Raw genomic sequence first — 19,358 nt, 5'->3', positions numbered from 1 at the left:
TCCATGACCCAGACCCTGATGCCGGACGGAGTCCCCGAGACCGCCGAGCTCACGCGCGTGCGCCACGAGGTCCGGGCCTTTCTCACGAAGGCGCGAGAGACAGGCACCTTCAGACCGGAGGTCGATGCGTGGATCACCGGTTGGGACCCCGACTTCTCCCGCGAGCTCGCCTCACGGGGCTGGGTCGGCATGACCATCCCCCAGAACTTCGGCGGGCACGGCCGCACCTTCGTCGAGCGCCTCGTCGTGACCGAGGAGCTGCTCGCTGCCGGCGCACCGGTGGCAGCGCACTGGGTGGCAGACCGGCAGGCTGCGCCAAGTCTCCTGCGCTTCGGAAGCGTGGAGCAGCAGCAGAACTACCTGCCTCGCATCGCTGCCGGTGAGTGTTTCTTCGCCATCGGCATGAGCGAGCCCGACTCCGGGTCCGACCTCGCCAGCGTTCGTACCCGCGCCAGCCGGGTGGAGGGCGGATGGCGCCTCACGGGCACCAAGGTATGGACCTCGGGCGCCCACGCGTCGGAGGCCTTCTTCGTCCTGGCCCGGACCAGCCCACTCGACCCCGCGCACCGACACGCCGGGCTCAGCCAGTTCATCGTCGACCTGCGGTCGGACGGAGTCCAGGTCCGCCCGATCACGTCGATGACCGGCCAGCACCACTTCAACGAGGTGCACCTCGACGACGTCTTCGTCCCCGACAACCGCGTCCTGGGGGAGGTCGGCGCCGGCTGGCACCAGGTGACGTCGGAGCTGGCCTACGAGCGCAGCGGACCCGAGCGATTCCTGAGCGCCTTTCCGCTCTTCGCTGCCCAGGTGAGGTATGCCGCTGGGCACCCCGAGCTCGTTCCCGACCGATCCTTGGGGCGCGGCCTTGCACGTCTGCGTGGGCTCCACCACATGTCCATGGCCGTCAACGGCGCCGTGGAGCGCGGCGAGAGGGCCGACACCGCCGCAGCCGTCGTCAAGGTGCTCGGCACGGCGTTCGACGGGGACCTCATCGAGCAGGCACACCTGGGCGGCACCGTGGCCCCGGGCGAGCCGCTGCTGGGCGCCGGCCTGCTGCAGCGTCCAGGCTTCACTCTGCGCGGGGGGACGAACGAGATCCTCCTCGGCGTGATCGCTCGAGGGATGGGGTTGCGATGAGCACGGCCCAGCTGCATGCCGACCCCGAGCTCGTCTCACTGCTCGACGACGTCCTGAGAACGCATCGCCCGGATCATGAGCAGGGCCCCGAGGCCCTCGACTCCACCCTGTGGACGTTGCTCGAGAGTCTCGGTCTGACCCGGCTCACGAGCGACGAAGCCGTGGGCGGCTCCGGTGCCAGCTGGTACGACGCAGCGGCCCTGCACGAGGCCGCCGCCGCACACGGGATCCAGCTGCCCCTGGTCGAGCACGACCTGCTCGCCACGTGGCTCCTGTCGGAGGTCGGCCTCGAGCCCTCTGCCGGCATCACGACGATCGGGTGGGCCCAAGCGGAAGCCACCGCGGTCGTGGCGCCGTGGGCGGCAACGGCCGACCAGATCCTCGTCGTGAGTGCTGAGCCGTCAGGTGCACAGCGAGTCCGGGTCGTTGCCTCTGCCGAGGTCACGATCGAGCCGAGAAGCAACCTTGCCGGCCAGCCTCGGGACCTGGTCACGGGCCTGCGGCCGGGGGGCGGCATCGGCCTCGAGCCGACCACCGGGATAGCGCTTCAGCACCGCGCGGCCCTCATCCGTGCGGTCCAGATGTGCGGAGCGATGGATGCCGCCGTGGCGGCGACCGTGCGTCACACCACCGAGCGGGTCCAGTTCGGCCGCGCGCTCTCCCAGTTCCAGGCCGTCCAGCATCGACTCGCCGAGGCCGGCGCGGAGGCGGCGCTGGCCAGGGCCGCCACCCGCGCCGCCCTGATGGAGGCGGTCACCGCCGACTTCATCGGTGAGGGGGTCGAGATCGCGATTGCCGCTGCCCGCTCCTGCACCGGCCACGCCGGTTCGGTTGTGGTGCGCGCCGCCCATCAGCTCCACGGAGCCATCGGGACGACCCGTGAGCACCACCTGCACCGGGTCACCGTCCCGATCCTCGCGTGGACCAACGAGTACGGAACTGTCGCGGCGTTCGACGACCTGCTGACGCGGGCCGCGGTGCGCGCCGAGACCGCCAGGACCGCCGAGGCAGAAGACTCCGTCCGGGGCGTCTGGTCCCTGGTCAGTGACCCGAGCCCCGCCAGTGGTCCGAGAGGTCACTGACGGTCGTCAGGGTCGCCAGCATCCCGAGGGTGTGCTTGAGTGCCTGCTGCGCGTACTCGACGGGGGTGCCGGCGACAGCATCCCTGGGGACGATGACGTGGAATCCCTCCTCGGTGGCCTCCCCCGCGACGAGCGGGAGGGCGAGGTTCACGGAGACACCGGTGAGCACGATCGTGTCGACGCCGCGCCCGCGCAACACCGGCAGCAGCTCGGTGCCCTTGGCCGGGTTGAGCCCGTGATGGCGAGGAAGGACCAGATCCTCGTTGCGTACGAGCTGTGAAAGCACCTGGGTTCCCACGTGGCTGCCGTTCCATTCGTCGGTGACGGGCGCAAGAGCCTTCCACAGGGGCGCGGTGCCTGCGCCGGTGCCCCCGAGAGGACCGGCATAGGTCGCGTGGACGACGGGCACACCGGCCGCGCGGGCCGCGTCGAGCAGGGAGCGCAGGGGGCCCAGCATCGTCTCGGCCGGACCGGCCAGAGTCGGCAGGACGGAGGTCGAGCCCAGCACTCCCTCCTGGCATTCGACGACGACCACTGCGGTGCGGGGAACGTCGCCGAGCGGCGGACGGTGCGTCGTGGTCATCAGCTCTCCTGGGCATGGGGTAGAGGAACAGCAAGTACGCGGGCGGGGTCGTAGTCGGCGACGAGCTGGCGACGGAGGACCTTCCCACTGGGCAGTCGGGGGAAGTCCTCGACGAAGTCGACCGTCCGAGGCACTTTGAAGCGCGCGATCCGGGTGGCGGCGTCGGCCACGAGCTCCGCGGCGAGCTCAGGTCCGACCGTCGCTCCCTCGGCGACATGGACGACGGCGTGGACCCGTTGGCCCATCTCGTCATCGGGTACCCCGATCACCGCGATGTCCTGCACGGCCGGGTGCATCGCCAGGGCGTCCTCGATCTCCCGGGGGTAGATGTTCACCCCGCCACTGATGATGAGGTCCGTTCGGCGGTCCGCAAGGTAGAGGTAGCCCTCCTCGTCGAGCCAGCCGAGGTCGCCCAAGGTGCTCCAGCCGCGCTCGTCGTGGGCCGTGGCTGTCTTGTCCGGGTCCTGGTGGTACTCGAAGTCCGGTCCCTCGAACCACAACTGTCCGACCTCGCCGGGCGGGAGCTCGACCCCCAGGGCGTCGCACACGTGAGGCGTCCCGATGACGGCCCTGCCCACGGACCCGCGATGCCCCAGCCACTCCGGTGTGGAGATGACGAAAAAGCAGTTGGACTCACTACCGGCGTAGTACTCGACGATCTTCGGCCCGAACCAGTCGATCATGGCCTCCTTGACCGGAATCGGGCAGGGAGCCGCGGCATGGATGGCGAGGAGCAGCGACGAGACGTCGTAGGCCTTGCGCGTGGCGTCGGGAAGCTTGAGCATCCGGACGAACATCGTCGGGACGAACTGTGCATGGGTGACCTTGTGGTCCTGGATGACGCGCAACGTCTGCTCCGCATCGAACCGACTCATGAAGATCGCGGTGGCCCCGTTGCGGACCGTCGCCATCGACCAGCCCACGGGAGCAGCGTGATACAGGGGTCCGGTGTTGAGGTAGGTGGCCGCGCGACTGACGCCGAACCCGGGGCCGAGCTGGTGGTCGAGCGTCAGTCCCGTCCCGAACGGCACGTCTGGCATTGCGGGCAGGATGCCCTTGGGTCGCCCTGTCGTGCCTGAGCTGTAGAACATGTAGTAGCCCTCGGACTGGTGCTCGACCGGCGTCGGCGGCTGGTCGGCGAGCGCGTCATCGAGCGAGTGCACTCCGTCGATGACGCCGCCCACGACGAAACGGTGCGTCAGGCCGGTGGCACCGTCCGCCGCATGGGCGGCGATGTCCTCCAGCTGCACGGAGGAGACGAGGACCTTCGCCTCGCAGTTGTCGACGATGTATGCCGCCTCGTCACGCGTGAGATGCCAGTTCACCGGCGTGTAGTAGAGGCCGCTGCGCTGGGCTGCCCAGTAGACCGGGAAGAGATCGAGGCGATTCTCCATGAGAACGGCGATGTGGTCGCCCCGCGCGAGGCCGAGCTGCCGGAACAGGTGGGCGATCCGGTTCGACTTCTCCTCCAGCTCGCGATAGCTCAGCGACTCTCCGGTATCCGCCATCAGGTAGGCGACCTTGTCGCCGAGCTCCTCCGCGAGCGCGGTCAGGTCCATGGGCATTGACATCAGAACTCCTGGGTCTTAGGCGGTTGGTGGAAGCGGGGCGATCGCTTCTCCCGAAAGGCGGCGACCCCCTCAGCGAACTCGGGGGACTGGAGCAGCTCGGACTGCCCCGCCTCCTCGCGAGCCAGGGTGTTGTCGAGGTCGAGCGCCGCACAGTTGATGGCCCGCTTCGTGAGCGCCGTCGCCCTCGTGCCGAGCGCAGCCATGTGCTGGATGAGCTCCTCCGTGCGCGCGTCCAGCCGGTCGTCGGGGACTGCTTCGGCGATCAGGCCGGCTCGCTCTGCCTCAACCGCCGAGATGCGGTCGCCGGTGAGGGCGAGGCGCAGCGCTCGGGAGCGGCCCACGGACGCCGCCACGAGCTGGGTCGCACCGCCATCAGGCATGAGGGAGATCTTGGAGAACGCGAGCGTCAGAGGTGCCGACTCGGCGACCACGACGTAGTCGCCGGCCAGGGCGATGGACAGCCCGACGCCGGCCGCCACCCCGCCCACCTTGCTGATGACTGGCTGCCCCATCTCGGTGAGAGCCCGGATGACCCTGCCAGCGGCCTGGACGGTGGCGTCGTCGATGGTCACCGATGAGTCCAGCAGGTTCGCACCGGAGCAGAACCCGCGCCCCGCACCGGTGAGGACGACGACTCGGACCTCGTCGTTGGAAGCGATCTCGATCACGGCATCGGCGAGCGCATCGAGCATCACCGCATCCACGGCGTTGAGGCTGCGAGGAGCGTTGAGGGTGATGCGGGCGACATGGTCGTCCACCTCGACGAGGATGCGGGGGTCGAGGGTCATGAGATTCCCATCTGTTCGGCATAGGCATGGAGCGAGTCGACCGCTGCCTCGGCACCCAGGTGGCTGGGACGAACGAGGAACTGGTCGACCCCCGCCTCCGCCAACAGTCCGACGTGGTCGCGGTGCTCCTCGATGGATCCACCCGTGGACGGAAACTCCAGCTGGGGGGTGGCCACGTTGAAGAGCAGCGGTCCCGGGTTCCCGGACTCCGCAGCCAGCCGCTGGACCTCGGCGATCCCGCGGGCCAGCTGAGCGATGGACGTGAGCGGTCGGGTACGGGTCGAGGCGGCCACCTGCTCGGACAACAGCATGGGTGACCACCCACCGAGTCGAGCTGCCCGGCGACGGCTCAGCCCGCTGTTTCCCCCCACGATGATCGGCGGGCCGCCCGGCGTGAGGGGCCCGGGGACAGCAGCCACACCTCTGGCCGTGAGACGGGGACCGTCGTGGTCGTACACCGCCGTGGACCAGACGCCGCGTATCACCTCGATGCCTTCGTCGAAGAGGGCATTGCGCTCCTCGAAGTCCACCCCCAGAGCAAGGAACTCGGAGCTCAGATAACCCGTTCCGACTCCCACGACCAGGCGGCCCCCGGACAGCCGGTCGAGCGTCGCCAGGGCCTTGGCCGCGAGGAAGGGGTTGCGGTAGGGCACGACCATCAGGTGGGTCATGATCTGCAGCCGCTGTGTCACGGCGGCGACGAACCCGAGCGCGACGGCAGGGTCGAACGTCTCGTGGCCACCATGGGTGAGCCACTTGTGGGAGGGCGCTGGGTGCTCCGGAAGAGCCATGGCGGAGTACCCCAACGTGTCCGCCGCGCGCGCGACGGTCGCCAGGCCCTCGGCCGTCGCCAGGGACCCCCCGTCGGTGTTGCTGTCCACGACGTACTCGAAGGCGAACCTCAACGTCGACCTCCTCGTCGGCACACGGCATACACTGGGGTTGAATCAGTTAGAGGATTGCACTGTATAGACCTTGGGAGTCACGATGCAAGAACAGAGCCAGCCGACCCTCGCACGCAGCCAGCACCTCGAGGGCGTGGGCGGTGTGCGGATCGCTGTCGACTCATGGGGGCAGGAGGATGGCCCCGTGGTCCTGTTCCTGCACGGCGGAGGACAGACGCGGCACTCGTGGAAGAACGCCGGGGCCGATCTGGCCGCGGCGGGGGCACATGCCGTGTCGGCCGATCTTCGCGGCCACGGCGACTCCGACTGGTCCCCTGACGGGGACTACAGCCTCGCCGTCATCAGAGACGACATCATCTCCGTGCTCGAGCAGCTGGGTTCTCCTGCCAGCCTCGTCGGAGCGAGCATGGGCGGGCTCACCTCGCTGCTCGTCTCGCACCATCGACCCGACCTCGTCGACAGGCTCGTGCTCGTGGACGTGGTCCCCCGGATCGAGCGCTCCGGAGCCGAGCGCATCACCGGGTTCATGCGTAGCGCCCCGCAAGGCTTCGCCGACCTCGATGAGGCGGCCGACGCGATTGCGGCCTACCTCCCTCATCGCCGCCGCCCCCGATCCACTGATGGACTTCGCAAGAACCTCCGACAGCGCCAGGACGGTCGCTGGCACTGGCACTGGGACCCGGCGATGTTCACGGGGTCCGCCCACCCCGACCCGTCGGAGGTCCAGGCCGAGCTGGAGGATGCCGCCAGGGCACTGGAGGTTCCCACCTTGCTGCTTCAAGGGGCCCTGAGCGACGTCGTCAGTGATGAGGGTGTCGAGCACTTCCAGTCGCTGGTCCCGCATGCCCGGGTGGTGCGACTGCGCGACGCGGCACACACGGCGGCCGCGGATGACAACGACGCCTTCACTCGGGCCGTGACGAGCTTCCTGCTCAATACCTGAGGCTGCCCGGCGGCGGCTGCGATGTCGCCGGAGTCACACTGGTTTCAGGCCCGCCCGGGGTCGACCGAGCTCCCGTCCAACCGATAGGTTCGCTATTTGACGAAACTGTCAAATAGCGAACGGAGAGTCATGGACGTCACCGGAAGATCAGCCCTCGTGACCGGAGGTGCGTCCGGCCTCGGCCTGGCGGCCGTCCGGCACCTCCACGCCGCGGGCGCGCGCGTCGTCATCGTGGACCTCCCCGGCTCCCCGGGCGCCGAGGTCGCGGCCGAGCTGGGCGACCACGTGGTCTTCGCTCCGGCTGACGTCACGCAGGAGGTAGAGGTGCAGGCGGCGGTGGAGGTCGCCCAGTCCCTTGGCCCCTTGGCTGTCGCGGTGAACTGCGCGGGCATCGCCCATGGCCACCGCATGGTCGGCAAGGACCAGAGCCCTTTTCCATTGGACGCGTTCGTGCGCGTCGTTCAGGTCAACCTGGTGGGCACGTTCAACGTCATCAGGTTGGCCGCAGCGGCGATGGTGTCGACGGGTGCGACGGACGCCGAAGAGCGTGGGGTCATCATCAACACTGCGTCCGTGGCTGCCTTCGACGGACAGATCGGCCAGGCGGCGTACTCGGCATCGAAGGGCGGCGTCGTGGGGATGACGCTCCCGATTGCTCGCGACCTCGCTCAGCACAGGATCAGGGTCACCACCATCGCCCCAGGACTGTTCCACACGCCGATGTTCGACTCACTCGGCCCCGACATGATCGCGTCGCTGGGCAGCCAGGTCCCCCATCCCAACCGTCTCGGAGATCCCGGCGAGTACGGCGCACTGGTGGCCCACATCGTCGAGAACAGCATGATCAACGGCGAGACGATCCGCCTCGACGGTGCAGTGCGGCTCGCTCCACGCTGACGCCTGCCAACCTGTCACCTCCCCCACTCAATGCCCTTCCCCCCCGCGGCCCCGCCGATGCGTCACCAAGGCAAGGAGAGACCTGATGCTGCGTACGGCGTTCACGGACACGTTCGGCGTCGCCCACCCGATCGTCCAAGGAGGAATGCAGTGGGTCGGCACGGCCGACCTTGTGTCCGCGGTGGCCAACGCCGGCGCGCTCGGATTCATCACGGCTCTGACGCAGCCGACGCCCGAGGCGCTTGTCACGGAGATCAACCGCTGCCGTGACATGACGGACCGGCCATTCGGCGTGAACCTCACCATCCTTCCCGCCATCACACCTCCTCCCTACGACGAGTACCGCCACGCCATCGCGGACGCAGGGGTCACGATCGTCGAGACTGCAGGGTCTTCCCCAGAGCCACACATGCCCTTCTTCCGCGACCGGGGAATCAAGGTCATTCACAAGTGCACCAGCGTCCGTCATGCCGTCAAAGCCCAAGGGGTAGGCGTTGATGCCGTCAGCATCGACGGGTTCGAATGCGCTGGCCACCCCGGAGAGGACGACATCCCCGGACTGGTCCTGATCCCCGCCGCCAGGGCACAGCTGACCATTCCCATGCTCGCCTCGGGCGGGTTCGCAGATGCGCGCGGACTCGTCGCCGCCTTGGCTCTGGGCGCCGACGGCATCACGATGGGCACCCGATTCCTGTGCACCCAGGAGTCGCCTGTGCACCCCCACGTCAAGGATCGGATGGTGAAGGCGACCGAGCGCGACACCCAGCTGATCTTCCGCCAGCTCCACAACACCGCTCGAGTGGCGCGGAACGCCGTCAGCGAGGAAGCGGCGGAGATCCTCAGCCGCGGTGGCGCATTCGAGGACGTCCGGCACCTCGTGAACGGCGCCCGCGGCCGGTCCGTGTACGAGACCGGCGATACCGACGCAGGGATCTGGACGGCAGGCATGGTGCAAGGACTGATCAACGACATCCCGCGGGTCGAGGAGCTCGTCGACCGGATCGTTCGCGAGGCAGCCCTCCTGATCGCGGACACCCTCGGCGCACTCGTAGCACCACGGGTCACCTCCTGACGGCTGGACCGCCGCCACCAGTCCCCCAACACGGGATCTCGACCCTTGGCGCCGGGCACGGACTCCTCGGATCAGGCAATCCCGTCGATCAGACCCCAGCCAAGTGCATCGTTCACATCGATGGCCTCACCGGTCAACGCCAGCCAGGCGGTTCGCCACCGACCGATCCGACGCGTGATGCTCACCGTGCCGCCGGCTCCCGGGATGAGACCCATCGCGAGCTCCGGAAGGCGGAAGGTCGTGGCCGGGTGGGCCACGAGACTGCTGGCGAACGCGGGAATCTCAATGCCGGCGCCGATACATGCTCCGTGCACGTCCACGGTGACTCGTTCCCGAACGCGCTCCAGGGCGGCTCCGGCGCCTTGTCTGAGTCGGATGAGGTGGGCGACGGACACATCGTCAACGGTTCCGAACTCGTCCAGATCGCCGCCACTGCAGAACGACGGTCCGGCACCCGAGAGCGAGACGTGGCGGATCGAGTCATCCCAGGCAGCCAGGTCCAGCCCTTCGACGAGCCCATCGCGCATGTGCCGTGAATAGGCGTTTCGCCGGTCCGGATCGTCGAGGACCATCCGGAGAGCACTGCCGTCACGAGAGAGCCGAACCGGGTCCTCAGCAGCAGGTCGCCGCCGCCGCGGGGTCGTGGATCTCCACTCTTGGAACTCCTCGGACGCCAGCAACATGGAGTACGCCATCGACTCCACCACGAGTCCCAGGTGGACCGGCAGCCCCGAAGTGACGCGGACCGTCTGGCAAAGGACGGCCGCCGCCTTCGCGCGGCCTGACGACGAAGTCTCCAGAACGTCAAGCCCAGCGTCGACGTCCCCCAGGGCTACACAGGTTTCAGGCACGTCGCGACCATCGGCGGTCACGAGAGTCACGTCCATGGCAACGGCGAGAGTGCGCCCCCCGGCCGTCAGTGGGCGCGTCGACAAGCCAATGACCGGGACATGCCCACGCTCGAGAGTGGCAACGGACGAAGCGAGCATCACCGGGTCTGGATCTCGAGGCAGCCGGTCCAGATTCACGTACGCCAGTGCCGCCTCCGGCCGACCTACAGGATTGAGCTCGAGCGGCGAAGCGCCAGTGGCCAGCTCCTCCAGCGACAGTTCACGCCCGAGCATGTGCAGTCCTTATCGTCACGCGGCCGGCGACACGGCAGTGTCACAGGCCCACCCTCGAACCTAGAGCACGGTAGTGGTGCTCACGGCAGCGGCGCCGTCCGACGTGCCGTCTGCATGAGGCATGGTGGCAGCAAGACCACGTCCCTTCATCGTCATGCGCCACGTTGGGAAGGTTTGGGACCTTCGCGTAGGTGGCTCACCTGCTGCCTCCGCGGTGGTCAAGAGGGCAGGGCACCCACCGGCAACGCAGGCAAGGACGCAGTCACCGGTTAACCGCCCGACTTTGAACGAGAACCGGCACCGGACAACGCGTCACGACGAGAGGGACCCGGACCGCATACGAGCACGTCAGTGCGCGTTTTCGGACAACGACGAGCACCACGGAGAGATGCGTCGCCAGACTCAGCGGGTTCGGGGTTCGAGTCCCTGATGGCGCACCACCCGAAGAGCCCCGCACGGTCACCGTGCGGGGCTCTTCGCATGCTCGGGCCGGGCGCCCGTCGGACTCTCGGGACCAACGGCCCTGCCGTCGCCCCCCGCCCGGGAGGACCGTGGGAGCACGAGGTTCCCCGAGGAGGTGGGCCATGAGAGTCCGCGCACTGGTGCTGGTGGTCGCCCTGGGGCTCGCCGGCGGCCTGTCCGGCTGTGGCATCGACGACCTGCGGAGCGAGCGGCGACACGGCGGGCCGATGCGGATGACCATGGTGTCGTCCGAGGCGACCTACCTCGCGGAGATGATCCCCCACCACGAGGAGGCCGTCCGGGCCGCCGAGGAGCTGGCGCGGTCACCCCGCGCGACGATGCGGGAGTTCGGCGAGGACATCGTCAGGACGCAGACGGCCCAGATCGTCCAGATGCGGGAGTGGCTCCGCCAGTGGTACCCCGACCAGGCGGAGGACACCACCTACCGGCCGATGATGCGCGACCTCACCCGGCTGGAGGGTGACGCGCTCGACCGCACCTTCCTCCAGGACATGGTCGGCCACCACATGATGGCGGTGATGATGTCGCAGCACCTGCTGAGGGACGGCACCACCCACCCCGAGGTGGAGGACCTGGCGCAGGAGATCAGCGACGAGCAGCGTCGCGAGATCCGTCAGATGAGTCGGTGGCTGGCGGCGTGGTTCGGACTGCGGACCTCGGGCATGCACGGGGGAATGCAGCCGCAGTGACCTGACGGCCTCAGCGGCGGCGGCGGCGCAGCAGCTTGAAGGCGACGATGACGGCGACCACGGCCACGGCGGCGGCCACGCGCTCGACGCGCAGGTCGCCCTCGGGCGTCGTGGTCGCGTCGGCGAAGCGAGCCTTGGCCTGCTGGACCTGACGCTTGGCGATCGCCGAGGGCGTCGCCTTGGCCGTCAGCTCGTCGAGGGTGCGGGCCAGGCGCACGCGACGCTCGGCGATGTCGGCCTCGAGGGCGGGGATGTTGCTGCTCATGGGTCAGTCCTCATTCAGTCCGAGGTCGCGCCGCAGCTTGGCGACGTGACCTGTGGCCTTGACGTTGTGGAAGGCGTGCTCGACCGTGCCGTCCTCGTCGACCACGAAGGTCGAGCGGATGACGCCCTGGACGACCTTGCCGTACAGCTTCTTCTCACCGTAGGCGCCCCACGCCGTCATGACGGACTTGTCCGGGTCCGACAGCAGGGTGAGCGACAGGTGCTCCTTGTCGCGGAACGTGGCGAGCTTCTCGGGCTGGTCCGGCGAGATGCCCAGCACGGTGTACCCGTCGGCCTTGAGCGACTCGAGCGACTCGCTGAAGTCGCAGGCCTGCTTGGTGCACCCGGGCGTCATGGCCGCCGGGTAGAAGTAGACGATGACCTTGCCCCCGCGCAGGTCCGAGAGCGTCACGCTCTCCCCGGTGTCGGTGCTCAGGGTGAAGTCCGGTGCGACGTCTCCGGCGCTCAGTCGGTCACTCACGGGTGGATCCTCCTTGGATGCTCGTCGCCCAACCTACCTGTCGCGGCTCGCGAGCCGGGTCTGCGCTCCCGAGCCTCGATGATGGGGCTCGCGACAGGCATCCCGGCTCCCGAGCCGGATGGTGCGTGCGCGAGGCGGGATTCGAACCCGCACACCCGAAGGCACTGAGACCTAAACCCAGCGTGTCTGCCGTTCCACCACTCGCGCTTCGCCGACAGGGTATGCCGTCCGCCCACCCCGGTCGGCACCCGTGCGTCTGCGGATGCGGCGGCTGGAGCCGCCGCATCCGCAGACGCACCGGGACTGATCCGGGGCTGATCCGGGGCCGGGGAGCCCGGGCTCAGCGTGGTGGGCTCAGCCGCTCGCGCAGGATCGGCACCATGGCGCGGAACGCGAGCCCGCGGTGGGAGATCGCGTTCTTCTCGACGTCGGTGTACTCGGCCATGGACCGGGTGTCCCCGTCGGGGACGAAGACGGGGTCGTAGCCGAAGCCGTTCTCCCCCACCGCCTCGCGACGGATCGTGCCCGTGACGCGGCCCTCGACGGCCTCCACCGAGCCGTCCGGCATGGCCAGGACCGCCGCGCAGACGAAGGATGCCGCGCGGTGCTCGTCGGGCACGTCGCCGAGCTGCTCGAGCAGCAGGGAGGAGTTGGCCCGGTCGCGAACGGCGCGGGGTGCGTCCGCCCCGGCGTGCGAGCCCGACCACCGGGCCGAGAAGACGCCGGGTGAGCCGCCGAGGACGTCGACGGCCAGCCCCGAGTCGTCGGCGACGCTGGGCAGACCCGTGGCCCGCGCCACGGCCACGGCCTTGAGCCGCGCGTTGCCCTCGAACGTCACCTCGCTCTCGACGACGTCGGGGGCGTCGGGGAAGTCCGAGGCGCCGACGATCTCGAGCCCGAGCTCGTCGACGAGGTCGGCGAGGATCTGCCTCAGCTCGTGGACCTTGTGCTCGTTCTGCGTGGCGAGGACGAGGCGGGTCATCGCACTCGCACCCGCGGGGTCTCCCGGAGGGCCTGCTGCTGCGCGAGCGTCAGCTCGGCGCAGCCGGTGGCGGCGAGGTCGAGCAGCGCGAGCAGCCGGTCGCGGTCGAAGGCCGAGCCGGCGCCCTCGGCCGTGCCCTGCACCTCGACGTAGCGCCCCGAGCCGGTCATGACGACGTTCATGTCGGTGTCGGCGGTCGAGTCCTCGGGGTAGTCGAGGTCGAGCACCGGCGCGCCGGCGACGACGCCGACGCTCACGGCGGCGATCGAGTCGGACAGCGGCGCGGCGCCCTGCGCGAGGAGGCCCTTGGCCTTGGCGTCCTCGATGGCGTCGGCGAGGGCGACGTAGGCGCCGGTGATCGCCGCGGTCCGGGTGCCGCCGTCGGCCTGGAGGACGTCGCAGTCGACGACGATGGTGTTCTCGCCGAGGGCCTTCGTGTCGATGACGGCGCGGAGCGACCGTCCGATGAGCCGCGAGATCTCGTGGGTGCGACCGCCGACCTTGCCCTTGCGGGACTCGCGGTCCGATCGGGTGTTGGTCGACCGCGGGAGCATCTCGTACTCGGCCGTCACCCAGCCGGTCCCCTGGCCCTTCATCCAGCGCGGCACGCCGGCGGTGAAGGACGCGGCGCAGAGCACCCGGGTCCGGCCGAACTCGACGAGCACGCTGCCCTCGGCGTGGTCGAGCCAGTTGCGCGTGATGCGCACCTCGCGCAGCTCGTCGGGGGTGCGGCCGTCATGTCTGGTCTGGGGTGAAGTCACCCCCGCAGGCTAGACGCCGGACGTGACACCGCGTGAGCCGAGGTCGTGGACGGCGCCCGCCTCGGCGACCTCCACGCCGGGCCAGAGCTCCGCGGCCTGCGCGCGGCAGACCTCCGGGTCGTTCCACGCCGGCAGGTGGGTCAGCACCAGCCGCTTGACACCCCCGGCGTCGAGCGCCGCGCGGGCCGCCCGGCTCGCCGACAGGTGCACCCCGCGGACGCCGTCGCGCCCGTCGACGAAGGCCGAGTCGGCGAGCACGATGTCGGCGCCGCTCATCAGCGGACCGAGGCTGTCGCAGCTGTCGGTGTCACCGGTGTAGGCGATCACGGCCCCTTCGCCCTCGACCCGGAAGCCGTACGCCTCGACCGGGTGGTTCACGGCATACGGGGTGATCGTCAGCGGGCCGACGCGGATCGGGACGCGGTCGCGCACCCGGCCGAAGTCGAACACCCGCTCCAGGCCCCCGTCCTCGAGGCCGTGGTACATCAGGGCGATCCGACGGGAGGTGTCGCGCGGACCCCAGACGGGCAGCCGCTCGTCGGGCGCACCGCCGGGGGCGTAGGTGTAGGAGACGTAGAGGCCGCAGAGGTCGGCGCAGTGGTCCGGGTGCAGGTGGCTGAGGAGGACCGCGTCGAGGGCGTGCGGGTCGACGTGCTGCTGCAGCGGGCCGAGCGCACCCGAACCGAGGTCGAGCAGGACGTTCCACGTCCGGCCGTCGGCGTCGTCGGCACTGACGAGGTAGCTGGACGCCGCGGACGTCGGACCGGCGAACGAGCCGCTGCAGCCGATGACGGTCAGCCTCACGCGACCACCTCGGCGACCGCCACCGGCGAGATGAAGACGTCCCCGACGTCCGGCCCCAGCGCGAGGAAGCGCGTGGCCAGCCGGCGGAACTCCTCCGGGTCCCCGGTGGTCGTGAAGCCGTGCTGCGGCGCCGGAGAGGCGTCGGGGCGGAGCAGGTCACTGTCGGACAGCACGCGGTACAGCTCCTTCGCGGTCTCGTCGGCGGAGGACACGAGCGTGACGTCCGGTCCCATGACGTAGGAGATCACGCCGGACAGCAGCGGGTAGTGCGTGCAGCCGAGGATGAGCGTGTCGACCCCGTGGTCCTGGAACGGGGCGAGGTACTCGCGGGCCACGGCGCGCACCTCCTCCCCCCCGGTGACGCCCGACTCGACGAACTCGACGAACCGGGGGCACGCCCCGCTCGTGACGTCGAGGTGCGGCGCGGCCGCGAAGGCGTCGAGGTAGGCGCGGGACTGGTGGGTGCCGGTCGTCGAGATGACCCCGATCCGACCGCTGCGGGTCGCGCCCACGGCACGGCGCACGGCCGGTCGGATGACCTCGACGACCGGGACGTGGTAGCGCTCGCGGGCGTCGTGGAGGACCGCGGCGCTCGCCGTGTTGCACGCGATGACGAGCGCCTTGACGCCGTGGTCGACGAGCCGGTCGAGGCACTCCAGGGCGAAGGCCCGGGTCTCGGCGATGGGTCGCGGGCCGTAGGGGGTGCGTGCGGTGTCGCCGAGGTACGCGACCGACTCGTGCGGCAGCTGGTCGAGGACGGCTCGCGCGACGGTGAGGCCGCCGTATCCGGAGTCGAAGATCCCGATGGGTGAGTCAGGCACCGCCCAAGGTTATGCCCCCGGGGATACCGGACTGGGCACGCCGATGACCCGATCGGGCAGGGGGCGAGTCATTCTCGGGGAAGCGCACCACCGGCCCCGCGCGGTCGTGCCACGTTGGAAGCCGGTCCAAGCAGGGGCTATGCGGCACCAGCCAAGGGGACGAGGTTGGTTCTCTTCGACGACGGGATCAGGGTTGCCCTCCCCCGAGTGCGCTACCACTGGTCCCAGGACTCGCCGCCCATGGCGGCCTTCGCGCTCGACGCGGCCATCGTCGTCCTGTGCACGGTCCTCGCGGCGTGGGGACGCAGCGAGTGGAGGGTCTTCACGACCCCGACCGACGCCGACATCAGGTTCGGTCTGGCGGCCATGCCCATCGTCGCGCTCTGGCTCACCTCCCTCGCCGTGAGCGGGGCGTACGCCCCGGACGTCTTCGGTGCCGGTTCCGGCGAGTACAAGAGCGTCCTGCGGGCGACGACGTATGCCGCGGGGTTCGTCGGCATCGGCTGCTACCTGGCCCGCTACCCACTCCCCCGCGGGTTCTTCTTCCTCCTCTTCACGGTCGGCACCACGGCCCTGCTCGTGACGCGGTACGCCGCGCGCCAGGTCCTGCACCGCCTGCGCGAGCACGGCCACCTGCAGCAGCGGGTCGTCATCGCCGGGGCCGCGAGCCAGGTGGACGAGATCGCGAAGGTGCTGCAGCGCGAGCGGTGGCTCGGCTACACCGTGCTCGGTGCGGTGCTGCCGCCCTCTGAGGCGCAGTCCAGCACCCCCGGAGGACTGCCCGTCCTCGGCGCGACGCCCCGGACCGCGGAGATCGTCAACACCTTCGCGCCGCACGCGGTGCTCTTCGCGGGTGGTGCGGTGAGCTCGGCCCGCGAGATGCGACGCGCGGCGTGGGAGCTCGAGGAGAGCGGGGTGCAGGTCCTCCTCGCGCCCAGCCTCACCGACGTGGCCTCCGACCGGGTGCGGCCCCGGCCCGCCGCCGGCCTCCCGCTCATCGAGCTCGAGGGCCCGGCGTCCCACTACGTCTCGCACGTCCTCAAGCGGGCCTTCGACCTCGTGGCCGGCGGCCTGCTCCTCGTCCTGTTCGCACCGGTCTTCGCCGTCGTCGCGCTCGCCGTGCGGCTGGACGACGGCGGGCCCGTCTTCTTCGCCCAGGAGCGGGTCGGGAAGGGGGGCCGGGCGTTCCGCATGCTCAAGTTCCGGTCGATGGTGTGCGACGCCGAGGCCGCGGTGGACCATGTGGCCGAGCACAACCGGCACGGCAGCGACCACGTCCTGTTCAAGGCCGAGCGCGACCCACGCGTCACCCGCATCGGACGCACCCTGCGCCGCCTCTCGCTCGACGAGCTCCCGCAGCTGGTCAACGTCCTGCGTGGCGACATGAGCCTCGTCGGACCGCGTCCGCCGCTGCAGTCGGAGGTGGACAAGTACGAGACCGACGTCCACCGCCGGCTCGTCGTGCGTCCCGGCATGACCGGGCTGTGGCAGGTGTCGGGCCGCTCGAACCTGTCGTGGGAGGACTCCGTGCGCCTCGACCTCTACTACGTGGACAACTGGTCGCTCACCCAGGACCTGCTCATCCTCGCGCGGACGGCCATCGCGGTCGTCAGCGCTCGGGGGGCCTACTGACCGGCAGCATCGCCGTCGCCAGCGTCTCCTGGAGCCAGGTGAGGAAGTCGTAGACCGCCATGGCGTGCGCGCGCGGGTCGTCGACGTCCGCGTCCGCGAGCTCCTCCTCGAGGCGCTCGACGTCGGCGTCCTCGCGCAGCCCGAGACGCTCGCCCAGCACGAGCCGCACGTCGGTGAGGGCGATGACGAAGTCGATCGCGGTCCGCTCGTCCAGCTCGACGCCGGAGCCCGGAGCCCGGAGCGCGGCGATGGCGGACTCGAGGTGGCGCGCCTTGCGCTGGCGCAGGCCGGGCTCGGTGAGCCGGCGGAACTCCGCCGAGGCCTGGTCGTCGGTGCGGTTGCCGGCAGGAAGGAGCCGCTCGAGGGCGGGGTCGCGCTCGCCGAACGACCGGGCATCCGTGGGCACCGGCCGTTGGTCGGGGGTCTGGTCCTCCGCGGACACGGACACGCCCATCCCGAGGCCGCCCAGCCCGGACACGATCGAGTCGAAGTCGTCGCCGTCACCGCTCGTGGTCGCGGCGTCCGGCTCGGGCGCCACGAGGTCGTGGACCTGCTCCATCAGCCCCGCGACGACCGCGCGCTCCATCGCGTCGAGCTTCGCGGCGTACCGGACCGTCTTGCCCTTCCCGCGACGGGAGAACGCGCGGGCCATCAGTCGTCCTTCTGGAAGGTCGCCCAGAGCCCGTAGCCCTGGAGAGCCTCGGTGTCGATCTCCATCTTCTCGCGGGAGCCGTGCGAGACGACGGCACGGCCCTTGACGTGCACGTCCATCATGAGCTTCTCGGCCTTGGCGCGGTCGTAGCCGAAGTAGCTCTGGAAGACGTAGGTCACGTAGGACATGAGGTTGACCGGGTCGTTCCAGACGAGCGTGATCCACGGGACGTCGGCCTCGACCAGGGAGTCGGAGGAGGTGATCTCCTCCTGCACGGGCGCGATGGACACGCTTCCCACCATAGGCTGCCGCGAATGAGGCCCGAGCCCGCCGCCCCCGCGTCCACCGCCCTGCTCACCGACCACTACGAGCTGACCATGGTCCAGGCGGCGCTGCGGTCCGGGGCGGCGAGTCGTCGCTGCGTCTTCGAGACCTTCGCCCGCCGGCTGCCCCGGGGTCGCCGCTACGGGGTCCTCGCCGGGACCGGGCGGGTGCTCGACGCGATCGAGCACTTCCGGTTCGGTGACGCCGAGATCGCCCTGCTGCGCGACGGGAAGGTCGTCGACGACGAGACCCTGGACTTCCTCGCCGGCTACCGCTTCGACGGGGACATCCGCGGGTACGCCGAGGGGGAGGCGTGGTTCCCCGGCTCCCCCGTGCTCGTCGTCGAGTCCGACTTCGCCCACGGGGTGCTCCTCGAGACGGTGATCCTGTCGGTCCTCAACCACGACAGCGCGATCGCAAGCGCCGCCTCGCGGATGACCGGGGCTGCGGGGACGCGTCCCTGCATCGAGATGGGCTCGAGGCGCACGCACGAGGAGGCGGCCGTGGCGGCGGCTCGGGCGGCCTGGATCGCCGGCTTCGCGGCCACGTCGAACCTCGAGGCGGGACGGCGCTGGGGCGTGCCGACCGCGGGGACGGCGGCCCACTCGTTCACGCTGCTGCACGACGACGAGCGCGAGGCCTTCACCGCACAGGTGGAGGCGATGGGCGCGGGCACGACGCTGCTCGTCGACACCTACGACGTCGAGCGGGCGGTCGAGATCGCCGTCGAGGTCGCCGGGACCGGGCTCGGTGCGGTGCGGCTCGACAGCGGCGACCTGCTCGACCAGGCCCAGGAGGTGCGCGAGCAGCTCGACTCGCTCGGCGCCACGTCCACCCGGATCGTCGTGACCTCCGACCTCGACGAGTTCGCCATCGCCGGGCTCGCGGCCGGCCCGGTCGACGCGTACGGCGTCGGCACCCAGCTCGTCACCGGGTCCGGGGCCCCCACGGCGGGCATGGTCTACAAGCTCGTCGCCCGCTCGGACGACTCCGGCCGGATGGTCGACGTCGCCAAGGCGAGCAAGGACAAGGCCTCCGTGGGTGGCCGCAAGTTCGCGCTGCGCCGCCGGGACGCACGGGGCGTGGCCGAGGCGGAGGTCATCGGCGTCGGCGAGCCACCCCTCGACGACGGGGACGACCGCACCCTCCTCGTGGACTACGTCCGGGCGGGTGAGCTCGTCGGCGGTGAGCACGTCGCTCTGGCCGCCGCCCGCGAACGCCACGAGACCTCGCTCGCCGAGCTGCCCCGCTCGGCCCACCAGCTCAGCCAGGGCGACCCGGCCATCCCCACCCGCTACGTCTGACGCCCTCGGACGGGATGCCGGCGCTTCACCCTCGTCGGGGTGGAGGAGGGGGCTCG

General features: G+C 70.3%; 21 protein-coding genes and 1 tRNA gene. 8 read left to right on the top strand and 14 right to left on the bottom strand.

The features are described from left to right. The first annotated feature begins 3 nt into the window (after window positions 1-3). Together N801_RS06030 and N801_RS06025 are read left to right on the top strand one after the other, a co-directional pair. On the top strand, window positions 4-1,140 hold the full coding sequence (locus N801_RS06030) for an acyl-CoA dehydrogenase family protein (RefSeq protein WP_035934851.1): 1,137 nt from the start codon (window positions 4-6) through the stop codon (window positions 1,138-1,140). Continuing rightward, the gene (locus N801_RS06025) at window positions 1,137-2,222 is read left to right on the top strand and encodes an acyl-CoA dehydrogenase family protein (protein WP_052112664.1); all 1,086 of its coding nucleotides are present in this window, start codon (window positions 1,137-1,139) and stop codon (window positions 2,220-2,222) included. Before N801_RS06030 ends, N801_RS06025 begins: the two co-directional genes overlap by 4 nt. Here the strand turns inward: N801_RS06025 and N801_RS06020 are convergent. The 4 genes from N801_RS06020 to N801_RS06005 are packed head-to-tail and all read right to left on the bottom strand — an operon-like array spanning window position 2,182 to window position 6,069. Continuing rightward, a complete protein-coding gene (locus N801_RS06020; protein ID WP_052112663.1) occupies window positions 2,182-2,805 on the bottom strand; it encodes a cysteine hydrolase family protein in 624 nt (207 codons plus the stop codon). The genes N801_RS06025 and N801_RS06020 overlap by 41 nt on opposite strands. Further along, on the bottom strand, window positions 2,805-4,376 hold the full coding sequence (locus N801_RS06015; RefSeq protein WP_245618238.1) for an acyl-CoA synthetase: 1,572 nt from the start codon (window positions 4,374-4,376) through the stop codon (window positions 2,805-2,807). Before N801_RS06015 ends, N801_RS06020 begins: the two co-directional genes overlap by 1 nt. Then, window positions 4,376-5,164: an enoyl-CoA hydratase-related protein gene (locus tag N801_RS06010; RefSeq protein WP_035934849.1), complete on the bottom strand. Its 789-nt coding sequence runs from the start codon at window positions 5,162-5,164 to the stop codon at window positions 4,376-4,378. The genes N801_RS06015 and N801_RS06010 overlap by 1 nt, the downstream gene beginning before the upstream one ends. Further along, complete coding sequence (locus N801_RS06005; RefSeq protein ID WP_035934959.1) at window positions 5,161-6,069, bottom strand: TIGR03619 family F420-dependent LLM class oxidoreductase; 909 nt, start codon at window positions 6,067-6,069, stop codon at window positions 5,161-5,163. The genes N801_RS06010 and N801_RS06005 overlap by 4 nt, the downstream gene beginning before the upstream one ends. Before the next feature lie 82 nt (window positions 6,070-6,151). Here N801_RS06005 and N801_RS06000 point away from each other — a divergent pair, with 82 nt between their 5' ends. From N801_RS06000 to N801_RS05990, 3 genes are all read left to right on the top strand, one after another. Next, the gene (locus N801_RS06000; RefSeq protein ID WP_035934848.1) at window positions 6,152-7,012 is read left to right on the top strand and encodes an alpha/beta fold hydrolase; all 861 of its coding nucleotides are present in this window, start codon (window positions 6,152-6,154) and stop codon (window positions 7,010-7,012) included. Between the two features lie 129 nt (window positions 7,013-7,141). After that, window positions 7,142-7,909, top strand: a complete 768-nt coding sequence (locus N801_RS05995; protein ID WP_035934847.1) for a 3-hydroxyacyl-CoA dehydrogenase — start codon at window positions 7,142-7,144, stop codon at window positions 7,907-7,909. A gap of 85 nt (window positions 7,910-7,994) precedes the next feature. Continuing rightward, window positions 7,995-8,981, top strand: coding sequence for an NAD(P)H-dependent flavin oxidoreductase (locus N801_RS05990; RefSeq protein ID WP_211254675.1), 987 nt, complete (start codon window positions 7,995-7,997; stop codon window positions 8,979-8,981). A 71-nt stretch (window positions 8,982-9,052) separates the two neighbouring features. Here N801_RS05990 and N801_RS05985 read toward each other — a convergent pair whose 3' ends face one another. After that, a complete protein-coding gene (locus N801_RS05985; protein WP_035934844.1) occupies window positions 9,053-10,105 on the bottom strand; it encodes an enoyl-CoA hydratase/isomerase family protein in 1,053 nt (350 codons plus the stop codon). 584 nt (window positions 10,106-10,689) lie between these two features. On the opposite strand from N801_RS05985, the gene N801_RS05980 reads away from it, so the two are divergent. After that, on the top strand, window positions 10,690-11,277 hold the full coding sequence (locus tag N801_RS05980) for a DUF305 domain-containing protein (RefSeq protein ID WP_035934842.1): 588 nt from the start codon (window positions 10,690-10,692) through the stop codon (window positions 11,275-11,277). Window positions 11,278-11,287: 10 nt separating this feature from the next. On the opposite strand, the gene N801_RS05975 is transcribed toward N801_RS05980, so the two are convergent. From N801_RS05975 to murI, 7 genes are all read right to left on the bottom strand, one after another. Further along, complete coding sequence (locus N801_RS05975; protein WP_035934839.1) at window positions 11,288-11,542, bottom strand: DUF3618 domain-containing protein; 255 nt, start codon at window positions 11,540-11,542, stop codon at window positions 11,288-11,290. Window positions 11,543-11,545: 3 nt separating this feature from the next. Then, window positions 11,546-12,022, bottom strand: coding sequence for a thioredoxin-dependent thiol peroxidase (gene bcp / locus N801_RS05970; protein WP_035934836.1), 477 nt, complete (start codon window positions 12,020-12,022; stop codon window positions 11,546-11,548). A gap of 126 nt (window positions 12,023-12,148) precedes the next feature. Further along, window positions 12,149-12,229: transfer RNA gene (locus N801_RS05965), tRNA-Leu, on the bottom strand. Window positions 12,230-12,362: 133 nt separating this feature from the next. Further along, a complete protein-coding gene (rdgB, locus tag N801_RS05960; protein WP_035934834.1) occupies window positions 12,363-13,004 on the bottom strand; it encodes an RdgB/HAM1 family non-canonical purine NTP pyrophosphatase in 642 nt (213 codons plus the stop codon). Then, a complete protein-coding gene (gene rph / locus N801_RS05955) occupies window positions 13,001-13,765 on the bottom strand; it encodes a ribonuclease PH (protein WP_035934832.1) in 765 nt (254 codons plus the stop codon). The genes rdgB and rph overlap by 4 nt, the downstream gene beginning before the upstream one ends. A 9-nt stretch (window positions 13,766-13,774) precedes the next feature. Then, a complete protein-coding gene (locus N801_RS05950) occupies window positions 13,775-14,569 on the bottom strand; it encodes an MBL fold metallo-hydrolase (RefSeq protein ID WP_035934829.1) in 795 nt (264 codons plus the stop codon). Then, entirely contained in the window at window positions 14,566-15,390 is an 825-nt protein-coding gene (gene murI / locus N801_RS05945; RefSeq protein WP_035934827.1) for a glutamate racemase, read from the bottom strand. Before murI ends, N801_RS05950 begins: the two co-directional genes overlap by 4 nt. 165 nt (window positions 15,391-15,555) lie before the next feature. Between murI and N801_RS05940 the strand changes: the two genes are divergently transcribed. Further along, a complete protein-coding gene (locus tag N801_RS05940; RefSeq protein ID WP_156996510.1) occupies window positions 15,556-17,022 on the top strand; it encodes a sugar transferase in 1,467 nt (488 codons plus the stop codon). Here N801_RS05940 and N801_RS05935 read toward each other — a convergent pair. Both N801_RS05935 and clpS read right to left on the bottom strand, forming a co-directional pair. Further along, window positions 17,000-17,674 (bottom strand): DUF2017 family protein, encoded by a 675-nt coding sequence (locus tag N801_RS05935; RefSeq protein ID WP_035934824.1) that lies wholly within the window; start codon window positions 17,672-17,674, stop codon window positions 17,000-17,002. The genes N801_RS05940 and N801_RS05935 overlap by 23 nt on opposite strands. Beyond that, window positions 17,674-17,964 (bottom strand): ATP-dependent Clp protease adapter ClpS, encoded by a 291-nt coding sequence (gene clpS / locus N801_RS05930; RefSeq protein WP_035934821.1) that lies wholly within the window; start codon window positions 17,962-17,964, stop codon window positions 17,674-17,676. The genes N801_RS05935 and clpS overlap by 1 nt, the downstream gene beginning before the upstream one ends. 24 nt (window positions 17,965-17,988) lie before the next feature. On the opposite strand from clpS, the gene N801_RS05925 reads away from it, so the two are divergent. Beyond that, window positions 17,989-19,302 (top strand): nicotinate phosphoribosyltransferase, encoded by a 1,314-nt coding sequence (locus tag N801_RS05925; protein WP_035934819.1) that lies wholly within the window; start codon window positions 17,989-17,991, stop codon window positions 19,300-19,302. Window positions 19,303-19,358 lie beyond the last annotated feature (56 nt).

Source organism: Knoellia aerolata DSM 18566, assembly GCF_000768695.1.
GTDB classification, from domain to species: domain Bacteria; phylum Actinomycetota; class Actinomycetes; order Actinomycetales; family Dermatophilaceae; genus Knoellia; species Knoellia aerolata.
The sequence above is the reverse complement of the archived record's forward strand: the minus strand, read 5'-3'. Positions and strand labels throughout refer to the sequence as shown.